10 protein-coding genes, 2 pseudogenes and 1 riboswitch are annotated in these 11,685 nt (G+C 71.8%); of the genes and pseudogenes, 9 read left to right on the forward strand and 3 right to left on the reverse strand.

Annotated features, from left to right (window positions below):
* Positions 1–21 precede the first annotated feature (21 nt).
* Both ACYVF7_RS43185 and pyrR read right to left on the reverse strand, forming a co-directional pair.
* A pseudogene (locus ACYVF7_RS43185) lies at positions 22–957 on the reverse strand (aspartate carbamoyltransferase catalytic subunit); the annotation flags it as partial.
* Positions 954–1,490 carry a bifunctional pyr operon transcriptional regulator/uracil phosphoribosyltransferase PyrR gene (gene pyrR, locus ACYVF7_RS43190; protein WP_460351771.1) on the reverse strand — a complete coding sequence of 179 codons (537 nt, stop codon included), beginning with the start codon at positions 1,488–1,490 and terminating at the stop codon, positions 954–956. The pseudogene ACYVF7_RS43185 and the gene pyrR, both read right to left, overlap by 4 nt.
* 552 nt (positions 1,491–2,042) lie before the next feature.
* On the opposite strand from pyrR, the gene bldD reads away from it, so the two are divergent.
* Positions 2,043–2,537: a transcriptional regulator BldD gene (bldD, locus tag ACYVF7_RS43195; RefSeq protein WP_252782932.1), complete on the forward strand. Its 495-nt coding sequence runs from the start codon at positions 2,043–2,045 to the stop codon at positions 2,535–2,537.
* 898 nt (positions 2,538–3,435) lie between these two features.
* Positions 3,436–4,645: pseudogene (locus ACYVF7_RS43200) on the forward strand (Cmx/CmrA family chloramphenicol efflux MFS transporter).
* Positions 4,646–4,999: 354 nt separating this feature from the next.
* Here the strand turns inward: ACYVF7_RS43200 and ACYVF7_RS43205 are convergent.
* Complete coding sequence (locus ACYVF7_RS43205) at positions 5,000–5,383, reverse strand: SAV_6107 family HEPN domain-containing protein (protein ID WP_345431319.1); 384 nt, start codon at positions 5,381–5,383, stop codon at positions 5,000–5,002.
* 342 nt (positions 5,384–5,725) lie between these two features.
* Between ACYVF7_RS43205 and ACYVF7_RS43210 the strand changes: the two genes are divergently transcribed.
* The 7 genes from ACYVF7_RS43210 (at position 5,726) to ACYVF7_RS43240 (ending at position 11,625) form a co-directional block, all read left to right on the forward strand.
* Positions 5,726–6,190, forward strand: a complete 465-nt coding sequence (locus ACYVF7_RS43210) for a YbaK/EbsC family protein (RefSeq protein ID WP_460351772.1) — start codon at positions 5,726–5,728, stop codon at positions 6,188–6,190.
* A gap of 228 nt (positions 6,191–6,418) precedes the next feature.
* Positions 6,419–6,480, forward strand: a riboswitch (guanidine-III (ykkC-III) riboswitch).
* Positions 6,481–6,490: 10 nt separating this feature from the next.
* Positions 6,491–6,805 carry a DMT family transporter gene (locus tag ACYVF7_RS43215; RefSeq protein ID WP_460351773.1) on the forward strand — a complete coding sequence of 105 codons (315 nt, stop codon included), beginning with the start codon at positions 6,491–6,493 and terminating at the stop codon, positions 6,803–6,805.
* 990 nt (positions 6,806–7,795) lie between these two features.
* Positions 7,796–8,317, forward strand: a complete 522-nt coding sequence (locus tag ACYVF7_RS43220; protein ID WP_460351774.1) for a hypothetical protein — start codon at positions 7,796–7,798, stop codon at positions 8,315–8,317.
* The gene (locus ACYVF7_RS43225; RefSeq protein ID WP_460351775.1) at positions 8,314–8,640 is read left to right on the forward strand and encodes a hypothetical protein; all 327 of its coding nucleotides are present in this window, start codon (positions 8,314–8,316) and stop codon (positions 8,638–8,640) included. Before ACYVF7_RS43220 ends, ACYVF7_RS43225 begins: the two co-directional genes overlap by 4 nt.
* A gap of 5 nt (positions 8,641–8,645) precedes the next feature.
* Positions 8,646–9,233 carry a GNAT family N-acetyltransferase gene (locus ACYVF7_RS43230; protein ID WP_460351776.1) on the forward strand — a complete coding sequence of 196 codons (588 nt, stop codon included), beginning with the start codon at positions 8,646–8,648 and terminating at the stop codon, positions 9,231–9,233.
* A gap of 258 nt (positions 9,234–9,491) precedes the next feature.
* Complete coding sequence (locus tag ACYVF7_RS43235) at positions 9,492–9,863, forward strand: DUF1622 domain-containing protein (protein ID WP_460351777.1); 372 nt, start codon at positions 9,492–9,494, stop codon at positions 9,861–9,863.
* 268 nt (positions 9,864–10,131) lie between these two features.
* On the forward strand, positions 10,132–11,625 hold the full coding sequence (locus ACYVF7_RS43240; RefSeq protein WP_460351778.1) for a hypothetical protein: 1,494 nt from the start codon (positions 10,132–10,134) through the stop codon (positions 11,623–11,625).
* Positions 11,626–11,685: the final 60 nt, after the last annotated feature.

Raw genomic sequence — 11,685 nt, forward strand, 5'->3', positions numbered from 1 at the left:
CGCGCGACACCTCACTGCGGCCGGAGACGTCGCCGCCGATGGCCGGCTGGAGCCGCCCAGCAGGAGGTAGAGCACGGCCATCCGGACGGTGACACCGTTCGCGACCTGCTCGACGATGGTCGAGCGCGGCGAGTCGGCGACCTCCGCGGCGATCTCGACGCCGCGGTTCATCGGGCCGGGGTGCATGACGATCGCGTGGTCCTGGAGCGCGGCCAGGCGGCGGGTGTCCAGGCCGTACCGCCGGCTGTACTCGCGGACTGTCGGGAAGAAGGCGTCGGACATCCGCTCCTGCTGGACCCGCAGCATCATCACGACGTCGCTCTTGGGCAGGACCGCGTCGAAGTCGTACGCGACCTCGCACGGCCACGTGTCGACCGCGACGGGGAACAGCGTGGGCGGCGCGACGAGCGTGACCTCCGCGCCGAGGGTGTTCAGCAGCAGCACGTTGGAGCGGGCGACCCGGCTGTGCAGGATGTCGCCCACGATGGTGACCCGGCGGCCGTCGAGGTCGCCGAGCCGCCGGCGCATGGTGTACGCGTCGAGCAGCGCCTGCGTCGGGTGCTCGTGCGTGCCGTCGCCGGCGTTGACGACGCTGCCGCGCACCCAGCCGGCGAGCCGCTGCGGCGCGCCGGAGGCGTTGTGGCGGATGACGACGCCGTCGGCGCCCATCGCCTCCAGGGTCAGCGCGGTGTCCTTGAGGCTCTCGCCCTTCGACACGCTGGAGCCCTTGGCCGAGAAGTTGATGACGTCCGCCGACAGCCGCTTGGCGGCGGCCTCGAACGAGATGCGCGTGCGCGTGGAGTCCTCGAAGAAGAGGTTGACGACGGTGCGCCCGCGCAGCGTGGGCAGCTTCTTGATCGGGCGATCGGCGATCCGGGACAGCTCTTCGGCGGTGTCGAGGATGAGCAGCGCGTCGTCCCGGGTGAGATCGGCCGCCGAGATCAGGTGGCGCTTCACTTGGGGACCTCCAGCACGACGGCGTCCCGGCCGTCGGTCTCGGCGAGCAGCACCTTGACCTTCTCGCGGGTGCTGGTCGGAAGGTTCTTACCGACGTAGTCGGCGCGGATGGGCAGCTCGCGGTGGCCGCGGTCGACCAGGATGGCGAGCTGCACGGCGCGCGGGCGGCCGAGGTCGTTCAGCGCGTCGAGGGCCGCCCGGACGGTGCGGCCGGAGAAGAGGACGTCGTCGACGAGGACGACGACGCGGTCGTCGACCCCCTCGGGCGGCAGTTCGGTGCGGCCGAGGGCGCGCGCCGGGCGCAGCCGCAGATCGTCGCGGTACATCGTCACGTCGAGCGAACCCCACGGGACGGGGGTGCCTTCGACATCGGTGATCCGCTCGGCCAGCCGGGCGGCGAGCGTGACCCCCCGTGTCGGGATTCCGAGCAGGACGATGTCGCGGCCACCCTTGGTGCGTTCGAGGATCTCGTGGGCGATCCGAGTGAGCGCGCGCCGGATGTCGGGGGCCTCGAGAACGGTCTTGTGACTCACATCACTATCGGGTGACGGTCCGTGCGCGGGCACGGAGGCAGCACTCACCTCGATAACCTCCTTTCCCGCCTCTCTGGACGGGTCTTAAAGGACGTCGGGCGCTATCACGGTAGCAGCCCGGACGTACACGCCCCGCACCGGCACCGTCACGTTTTCGCTGGTGACGACGCTGCGCAAGCGCGCCGCCGGACGCCGGGCCGGGGATATGGCAAGCTTTTACCCAACGGTCGGCGGCCACCGCGGCGCCGGCCCACCGGGTCCCACGAGCCCCTGCGGGCAAGGGGTTCCGGACCCTCCGAGCCCCTCGTCGGAGCCCCTCAGAGCGCCGACTGTTTCGCCGCTTTTTTCCAATCAGCTTGACCTGGGGCTCTACCCGTTTTACCGTCACTGTCCGTAACCATCCCTGGAGATGGACCCCTCGGGCAGTCGGCCCCCCGGCCGGCTGAGAGTGCGCCTGCATGGGCACACCCGTCTCGGGGCGGCGGGGGTTCCCCGTCCGGGTCCCCTCCCGGGGCCACTATCGACGACGAGAAAGTGAGCCTGGGGGCCGCGATGCCGTCTGAATACGCTAAGGCTCTCGGCGCGAGACTTCGCGCCATCCGTACCCAGCAGGGCCTGTCCCTGCACGGTGTGGAAGAGAAATCACGTGGCCGCTGGAAGGCCGTCGTCGTGGGTTCGTACGAGCGGGGCGACCGCGCCGTCACCGTTCAGAAGCTGGCCGAGCTCGCCGAGTTCTATGGCGTGCCGGTGTCCGAGTTGCTCCCCGGCGGAGCCGCGCCGAGTCCGCTCGGCCCGACGCCGAAGCTCGTGATCGATCTCGAGCGACTCCAACAGCTTCCGAAGGACAAGGCCGGTCCCCTCGCCCGTTACGCCGCGACGATTCAGAGCCAGCGGGGCGACTACAACGGAAAGGTCCTGTCCATCCGGCAGGAGGATCTGCGTTCGCTGGCGGTGATCTACGACAAGTCACCGACGGAGCTCACCGAGGAGCTGATTGGCTGGGGCGTTCTCGATCCTGAGGCACGCCGCGCCGTCGAGGCGTTCTGATCCGATCTCCTGGTCATGCGGTCCCCTCGGATCGCCGCATGACCGATGCGTCGTGACGGAGCCCGTCCGGCATGCCACCGGACGGGTTTCTTCATACCCGCACGCGCCTCCCGGGGCGTGCTCCCCGACGTCACCGCGCCCTCTCAGCGCTGCCTGTGGCCGTCGGCGGGCGGAGGACCCGGACACGCCGACCGGTCTTCGCCGCCGGGACGATCTGGGCCACCACGACGGGCACGCCGTGCTGTGGGTGATCCGCAAAGGGCAGGACTAACGGGTGCCGGTGCCCGTCCCACCGGCGGTGGTACGGACCTTGACGGCGTACCTGCTGACGCGGCACGCCACCGCCCGGCCGCGAGCACCCTTCTGCAGCGCCGGGCGCCGACTGCCGACCATGCCGAGCCCGGCGTACGCGCGGCGGCAGGGCAACGGGGGGCGGATCCCGAACAGGGCCGGCCGCCAACACCGACGCGGCCTGCCGACTCAGCGGGCCCCGCGTGGTGGCCACGGTGACCTGGCCGTCCGCCAGGATGACGCCCGGCCGACGCGTGCACCGGGCCCAGGCGCGTAACGCGGTGGACGAGCAGGGCCGCCCGTCGCTACTGTGCGCACCATGTCGGGTCCTGAGGCGTCCAGACGCTAGCCGCCGGTCCATCGGTGGCTTCTCGTGATGTCCCGCGGCAGCGCCGTGGCTGAGGCCGCGCGCCCTTTCGCCGCCGGATCACCGTCGTACGGACCGGTTCTCCCCGGGAGGCCCATGACCTCGGCCGTCTTCGCGCCGAGCCTGGCCTCCTTCACCCGGTAGCGCCCGCCCCATCCCCCGCCGCGTCACGCGGTCGGTCCCGGATGCCGCGCCGGCGCGCCGTGTCCTCGTTCCGACGCGGTTGTGGAGTGTCCGCTCATGCCCTTCGTCATCTACGTCCTCGGCCTCGCCGTGTTCGCCCAGGGGACGTCCGAGTTCATGCTGTCCGGGCTGATCCCGGACATCGCCCGCGACCTGAAAGTGCCCATCCCCGCCGCCGGCGCGCTGACGTCGGCGTTCGCCGCGGGAATGATCGTGGGAGCGCCGCTGATGGCGGTCCTCAGCCTGCGCTGGCCCCGGCGGAGGGCTCTGCTCGCCTTCCTGATCGCGTTCGTGCTCGCGCACGTCGTCGGAGCGGTCACCAGCAGCTTCTCCGTGCTCCTGGCGACCCGGGTGCTCGGGGCGCTGGCGAACGCCGGTTTCCTCGCCGTCGGCCTCGCGACGGCCACCGCTCTGGTCCCGCCGAATGCCAAGGGGCGGGCGACGTCCGTCCTCCTGGGCGGCATCACGCTCGCGTGCGTCGCCGGTGTGCCCGGCCGGTGCCGTGCTCGGGCAGGCGCTCGGCTGGCGGTCGGCGTTCTGGGCCGTGGCCCTGATCTCCCTGCCGGCCGTCTTCGCGGTCCTCCGCTCGGTGCCGGGCACCTCGCGGGCGGCCGACGAGGCGCGTCCCAGCGCCCGGCGCGAACTGCGGGCCCTGCGGAGCCCGCGGCTGCTGGTCGTGCTGCTGCTGGCCGCGCTGGTGAACGCCGCCACCTTCTGCACGTTCACCTATCTGGCCTTGGTCGTCACCGCCGTCAGCGGCTTCTCCGAGGACTGGGTGCCGGGGACGCTGGCACTGTTCGGCCTCGGGTCGTTCGCCGGGGTGACGATCGGCGGACGCCTGTCCGACACGCGGCCGATGCGGGTCCTGGTTCCGGGCGGCATCACCCTGCTCACCGGGTGGGCGCTCCTGGCGGCGACCGCCGCCAGCCCGGTCGCCGCGCCGGCGCTGATCTTCGTCCAGGGAACCCTTTCGTTCGCCGTCGGCTCGACGCTGATCGCCCGGATTCTGTACGCGGCGACGGAGGCGCCCTCCCTCGGCGGATCCTTCGCGACCGCGGCGCTCAACGTGGGCGCGGCGGCCGGCCCCGCCGTCGGCGGCGCCACCATCGCCACCGGCCTCGGCTACCGCTCGCCGCTGTGGATCAGTGCCCTGCTCGTGGCGGCGGCGTTCGGCACGGCAGGCCTCGCCCAGGCCGTACGGCGCCTGCAGGCCGCAACACGCGAGGAGGCACAGGCCTCCCGGCCCACCGGGCGACCGGTTCGGTGACAGGGGTGCCCTCCGCAGGGGGCACGTGCCTCCGGAAGGGCTCGCCGCCGTAGTCACCGGGCGTTCGACACATAGCCCGCACCGCGCGGCGCAAGGTTCGCGCCGCGTGCTGCGCGTCCCAAGATTCGCATCGCGGCGCGCGGCCCGCAGGCACAGCGCACGGCGCGGCGCGGGGACCGGCGCGGGGCGCGCAGCACACGGCTTGCGGCAGGCGGCGTGCGCGGACAGAGCGCCGCCTGGCGGCGGCCGGGTGGCGTGAGCGGCCGCGCGGGTCCCGTCGCTTCGGGGGGAGGTCCACGACGGGACCCGCGGGCACGAACCGTGCTCCGGTGAAGAGCCGGTCCCCAGAGGGGTCTAGCCGGCGGCGGGCAGCATGGGCTGGCCCGGGACGCCGAGCGTGGTCTCGACGAGCGACACGAAGATCTCCGCGTCGCGTAGGAGCTCATCGGCCTCATCCGCGGTGACCGCGCGCGGCAGGCCGGCCTCCGCCGCGGCGCGTTTGTCGGCGCCGGCGGCGAAGAACGCCGCCCACTCGCGCAGTGCGGGCTCGGCCTCGGGGAGCAGCACCCAGACGCTGCGCGGTCTACCACGGGTGCGCGATCCGGGATCGGCGCGCTCGGCGAGCACGGCGGCGGCGGCGCGCAACGCCGCCAGGTGGGCCGCGACATAGCGCAGCGCCGGGGCGGCCGACTCCGCGGCCTCGATCAGGCCGCGCCGGGCCGTCTGGAGGAGTGACATCGCCGATGCGGCGGGCCTGCGCCGTGGCGCGGGACGAAGGGGGGCGGCAGTTGACGACCTTGCGGACATGACATGCCTCCTTCCGCTGCGGGCCCGAGGGCCCAGGGGGGCCGGGCGAAGCGCTTCCCCTCGCCCCGCCCGGCCGTCGTATCTCGCCCGGCATGCGCTGCCCGCGAGAGACGATCCCCTCGGCGCGGGCCGCGAGTCCCGCGCCGTACTCGAACACAAGTTCGAGCATGTACCTCAGTAAAGCGTCCGGCGCCGCATTCGTCAACGCGTTCGAATAGATGTGTCGTCGCAGTTCGGAACCTCTTACCTCGCCGCCGGCCGTAGGGTGCTGCCATGCACCCCAACGTCGAGCACGTCGCCGCCCGTCTGCGCGAACTGGGCGCCACCGGTCAGGTCCGCGAGCTTCCGGAGGCCGCCCCGACGGCCGCCACCGCAGCGGCTCAGCTCGGCTGCGACGTCGGCGCCATCGCGAACAGCCTGATCTTCGCCGCCGACGGCGAGCCGCTGCTCGTACTGACCAGTGGAGCGCACCGGGTGGACACCACCGGGCTCGCCGAGCGGATCGGCGTCGCCCGGATCAAGCGGGCGGACCCCGAGTTCGTACGGGCGGCCACCGGACAGCCCATCGGAGGCGTCGCACCCCTCGGCCACCCTCAGCCGGTCCGCACGCTCGTCGACGAATGGCTGGCCAAGTACGACGTCGTCTGGGCCGCCGCCGGACACCCGCACACCGTCTTCCCCACCTCGTACGAGGAGCTGCTCCGCCTGACCGGCGGCACGCCGACCGACGTCGCGTAGTCCACCACCCCACCGGAGAGATGCAGCCTTGAAGAAGCCGGGCCGAAGGGGCTGAACTCCGTGCCTATCGCGTGGAGAGATTCCGCACCGGTGTCGCGTCACGGCCGGTGGCACGTGGCGACGAGTCGGAGTGCCGTGGGCTGTCTGGTGCAGGGCGGCCGGCTCTTGATGACCAAGGCCACCCACGCTGGGCTGCCGAGCGCGCCGGGCGATGTGCGACAGTGGACGGTAGAGCCCGACAGGCTCCTGGACGAGGTGCGCCGTACCCAGTCATGACAAGACGACGCGGGGAGTCTTGTCATGGCATGGATCATTCTGGTGGTGTCCGGGATGCTGGAGGCGGTATGGGCGACCGCGCTCGGCAAATCGGAGGGGCTCACCCGCCCTGTGCCGAGCATCGTTTTCGGCCTCGGGCTGGTGCTGAGCATGACGGGCCTGGCCTTCGCGCTTCGGACGGTGCCCGTGGGCACCGGCTATGCGGTCTGGGTCGGCATCGGCGCGGTGCTCACCGTGACCTACGCCATGCTCTTCGACGGTGAATTCGCCGGCCCGCTCAAGCTGCTGCTGCTGGCCGGCATCGTCGGATGCGTGGCCGGGCTGAAGCTGACCCACTGAGTCAGTAAGGGATGCGCACGGTGGCTGGGCACCCGCCCCCGGCGACCGGCCAGCGCCTTCACGCGGGCGCGTGAGGCCGGCGGCCTCCGGGACGGCGGCGCGGTCGCCGGCGGGGTGCGGGCTGCGGCCGGCGGGCTGCGGCCGGCGGGCACCGCGCGGCGCGGACGCTCGTCGGCCTGGACTACGAGAACGCCGCGCAGCCACCACACCACTGGCGGATGCCGTAGCCCACAGCCCGACGCATGGGGGCCGGCGTGACCGGAGCCGGACGGTCGGTCACGGCATCGGGCCCGCGTCGTCGGGGACAACGGCCGACAGGCGGTGATACAACGGTCACCGGAGGCTTGAGCGCACTCTCCGGAGCTGGTGCCCTATGGCTGGACAGGACGGTCTGCGTGCCAGTGCGGCACGCGACAAGGACTTCGTCGGCATCGACACGGCCGCGATGGCTCAGCTGATCCAGCAGATGACGAGTGCTTCGAACGCCATCACCGCCTGGCTGCGCACGAACGCAGCGCTCCCCCCGAGCGTCCCGCGCACCGGACTGCGCCAGGCCGCGGCGGTCGAGAGCTGGGTCAGTGCGCAGCCGGGGATGCTGGGCCGGCGACGGGCCTACGCCGACGCACACCTGAGCAAGGGCGCCGCGGACATGCCCCGGGTCGGCGTGGGCCGGCTCGGTGGCCGTCCGGGCCGTACGACGCGGCCGGCGCCGGACACGCGGTCGGCCACTTCCCTGACGCGCACGCCGCGACCCGAGCGGGGGCCGCCGACGCCGCCGCGATCCACGGGGCGCTCAGCGCCCACCGTCCGATCCCGGCCGACGTCTGGAAGCGGCTGTCGGCCAACGCCGACGACCCCGACTACGTCAAGGGCCTCTACTCCCGTCTCGGCCCGGCCGGCAGCGCCGACCTGATCGCCGCGGCGCTGGGCCACGAGGCGCGCCTGGCCGCCGTCCGGGAGTCGCTGGGCCTGGCGAGCCATCATCTGCGGATGGACGAGAAATGGCTTCGCGAACTCCTCGACGAGGCGTCGCGGAAGGGCGTGCACGACGACGTCGTCCACATGCTGGAGCACGCCGGGCTCGACCGCCGCGCGAAGATCGCTCTCGGCCACATCGGGCTGACCCACCTGGCCGCGATCCCGCCCGGGCACCGGATCCCCACTCCGCGCCCGCCGCACGAGGCGATGGTCCGCCCGGCCGCGACAGACCCCGAGGCGGCAACCGAGCTCTACGCCCGTCACTCCGGAACCGTGCACCGCGCCTTGGCGGCCTGCCCGGACTCGGCGACGCTGCAGCACCTCGCCGGCCACGCCACAGCCGCGTCTGCCGCAGCCGGTCATGCCGCGGCCGCCCATCCGGCCGACGCCCACCATGGGACCACCGACGCCCAGGCCGCCGTGGCCGACACCCCCACCCACGTCGCGACCGACGCCCCCACCCATCTCACGGCCGCCCATCCGACCGGCGTCCACGGCGCGGCCACCGCGGACGCGGCAAAGGAGGACGCGTGACCGCCTATCCGCCCTCCCCGGCCACTCTCCGCCCGCCGACGGAGCCGCCGGCCGGTCCGCCGGGCAGTCCCGCCCAGCGGCCGAACCCGGAGTATGCCGAGCTGTACGCCGCCTACGAACGCGCCTACGCGAGCGCGGATACGCTGGAGGCCGCGCTGGACCCGCCGGTCCGTACGGCCGGCGACGCCTGGGTGGGGCCCGCCGCCCGGATCTGGCAGCAGCAGCTCGAGACGGAGCGCGGTCAACTGAAGAAGGCGGCGGCCCAGATTCTGTGGGACATTTACGGCGCACTGTCGAAAGTCCCGCCTTATCTACCAAAGTGAGCCACGTGAGATCAACCTTCGGAGCCCGGCGGGACGCCGCGCCGCAGATACGGGAGATCGACAAGCGGACGTTCTTCCGGCGGCTCGACGCCATGCTGGCGACCTACGCGGCGGCGATGGAGCCGCCGACCGAGCAGATGCCGGGTCGGCGCACCATCATGGAGCGCCACACCGCGTACCCCGGTTTCCGCGCGTTCGTCGCCGGGCGGCGGCGCGACGTGAACGGCTTCGCGTACGGCTTCCACGGCGAGCCGGGGCAGTGGTGGCACGACGTGGTCCACGCGGCGCTCACCGAGACCGGTGGCGCCGCGCACGCCCGGCAGTGGATGGACGACACGTTCGAGGTCGCCGAGCTACACGTCCACCCGGACAGTCAGGGCCAGGGGCTCGGCCGGAGGCTGATCACCACCCTGTGCGCGGAGCGCCCGGAGCGTACGGTCGTGCTGTCCACGCTCGACGCCCAGACGCCCGCCCGCAACCTCTACCGCTCGCTCGGTATGACGGACCTGCTCACCCGTTTCCAGTTTCCCGGGGGCGGGCCGCTCTACGCGGTGATGGGCGCGCGCCTCCCGCTGACCTCCAGGCGGTCGTAGACCTCGCGCGTCGCCGTCGACTTGCTGAACGTGAACTGATCCACCGAGATCGCCACCTGCGGCGCTGCGCGCCGACCGGCCACCGACCTGCACACGAGCGGTTGTCATTGGTCGTTTCGGTCCGCCCCGGCCGCCCTTCGAGGACCCACAGACGGCCACGGCGAACGCCCCACTGTTCCAGCCCTACGGCTCGTTGGGGGTTCGAGTCACCCAGGTGCCGAGCACCGGCATGATGCCGCGACCGGGTATGACCGCCACGTGGACCTCGCGGGGATAGCCGAGGTGGTCGGTGCGGGTGTCGACCTCGTCGGGGTGGCGGTCATCGTCGTCGGTGCCCTCGTTGTGACGGCCGTGTTCGCGGGTCGTCTCCGCCGCGGCCGGCTCCCGGGCGCGTACCGGCTCTACCGGCAGAACCTCGGGCGGGCGATCCTGCTCGGGCTGGAGTTCCTGGTCGCCGGTGACATCATCCGTACCGTCGCCGCGTCCCCGACGTTCACGAGCGTCGGGGTGCTGGCGCTGATCGTCGCGGTGCGGACCTTTCTCAGCTTCTCGCTCGAGGTGGAGCTGGAGGGCACCTGGCCGGGGCAGCGACGCCGGGCGGCGCGTCCGCCGGACGCACCGGAGGCGTGACAGCGACCGCCGGAAGTCACGCATGGGCGCCGCGCAGTCGTACGCGCCACCTCGAACATGGCCACCAGGTCGGACTCCCTCGGAATGTGGGTGTTCACCGGGAGGTCGCCGTGCTCGATGCGGCGACGTGGCACAGCCGCGATCTGCAGTCTGCACGGTCGGGTCGAGCTGTTCTCCGGTTCGATCTCGCAGATCGTCCGCCTGCCACCGAATCGCACAGAAACCTGCCGTAATCTGACGTTACCCTCGGTACGACTAGCCTGCTTTGATGCGATTTGTCCATCGATACGGAGTTTTCTCCCTCGCCATGCTCGGTGGGATCGTGCTCCGGATGCTGGCGATGCTCGGCTATCGGCCCGCCCTGTGGTTCGTGGGCGACTCGTACACCTACGTCGCGATGACGCTGCGCTCGGCGCTACGGCCGGAGCGCCCCGGCGGCTACCCGCTGATGCTGCGGGCGCTCGAGCCCTTTCACAGCTTCGTGGTGGTAGTCGGGGTACAGCACGTGTCGACGCTGGCCACGACTGTGATGATCTATGTCCTGCTGCGGCGGCGCGGACTGCCCGACTGGGGAGCCACCCTGGTCGTGCTGCCCGTACTGTTCGACGCCTACCTGATCCAGCTCGAGCACCTTCTGCTGTCCGACACCGTGTTCATATTCCTGGTCGTGTCGGCGCTCACCGCGCTTCTATGGCATGAGCGGCCCACCGCTCCGCTCGCGACCGCCGCAGGCGTGTTGCTGGCACTGGCCACCCTGACGCGAACCATCGGGTTCGCCCTTCTGCTCCTGCTGCCATGCTGGCTGATCGTGCGACGCGCGGGCTGGCGGACCCTCGCCGTCACGGCGTTGACGACAGTGCTGCCGCTGGTCGCGTACGCCGTCTCATACCACTCCCGTTACCAGCGGTACGCGCTGAGCGGCGCGGGCGGGGTGTTCCTGTGGTCGCGCGCGATGTCGTTCGCCGACTGCGCGAAAATCCACCCTCCCGCCGGAGAGACGGCGCTGTGCCCCGTGCCCGGACTCCCGCGCATGCGGCCGGAGACCTACGTCTGGAACGCGTCCTCGCCGATCAACAGACTTCCCACGTTCCGGTTCACCGATTCGAACAACACACTCGCAGAGGACTTCGCGGAGCGAGCGATCCTTGCCCAGCCCGGCGACTACCTGTCCACGGTCGCTCACAGTGTCGCCCGAACCTTTCGCTGGAGCCCCACAGAGGACTACGGCGTCGCACTGCGCTATGAGTTCCATCCGACGGAACCGGCACCTCCGGTCGAGCACTCCAGCACCATGGACAACGCCCGAAACGACATGGCGGCCTATGACCACCAGCCGCCGCAGGCACCACGTGTCGTCGAGCCCTACGCGGGCTGGATCCGCGGATATCAGCACCACGTCTTTCTGCCCGGACCGATCCTCGGTCTCATGCTGCTAGGCGGGCTGGCCGGAATCGTCGCCGCCTGGCGCTCCTGGGGCGGGCCCGCGCTTCTTCCGTGGGCGGCGGCGATGGTGCTGCTCATCCTGCCGCCGGCCACGATCGACTTCGACTACCGGTACGTCCTGCCCGCGATTCCCCTCGCCTGTCTGAGTCTCGGCATCGGCCTCGCGCGAGGTGTACGGGCACCCGCACCCTGGGACGAGACCGGCTCATGTGACCGGCCGGCGGCCGACGCTCGGCGAGATGCCAGAGCGACACCCTGTCGGCCGCCCGAGACGGATCTCACCCCCGATCCCACAGATCCGCGCGCGGACCTTCGATGAGCGCCTTTTAGGCGGCCGAGCATGGACAGAGGCCCTGTACCGTCGTGGTACAAAGCCTCT

It is taken from the genome of Actinoallomurus acanthiterrae (assembly GCF_054775715.1).

Bases quoted from the DNA above. Each gene is read 5' to 3' on its own strand.
- ACYVF7_RS43205 (WP_345431319.1), bottom strand. From the start codon at position 5,383: ATGTCACTCCTCCAGACGGCCCGGCGCGGCCTGATCGAGGCCGCGGAG.
- ACYVF7_RS43210 (WP_460351772.1), top strand. From the start codon at position 5,726: ATGCACCCCAACGTCGAGCACGTCGCCGCCCGTCTGCGCGAACTGGGC.
- ACYVF7_RS43220 (WP_460351774.1), top strand. From the start codon at position 7,796: ATGGACGAGAAATGGCTTCGCGAACTCCTCGACGAGGCGTCGCGGAAG.
- ACYVF7_RS43240 (WP_460351778.1), top strand. From the start codon at position 10,132: ATGCGATTTGTCCATCGATACGGAGTTTTCTCCCTCGCCATGCTCGGT.
- bldD (WP_252782932.1), top strand. From the start codon at position 2,043: ATGCCGTCTGAATACGCTAAGGCTCTCGGCGCGAGACTTCGCGCCATC.
- ACYVF7_RS43215 (WP_460351773.1), top strand. From the start codon at position 6,491: ATGGCATGGATCATTCTGGTGGTGTCCGGGATGCTGGAGGCGGTATGG.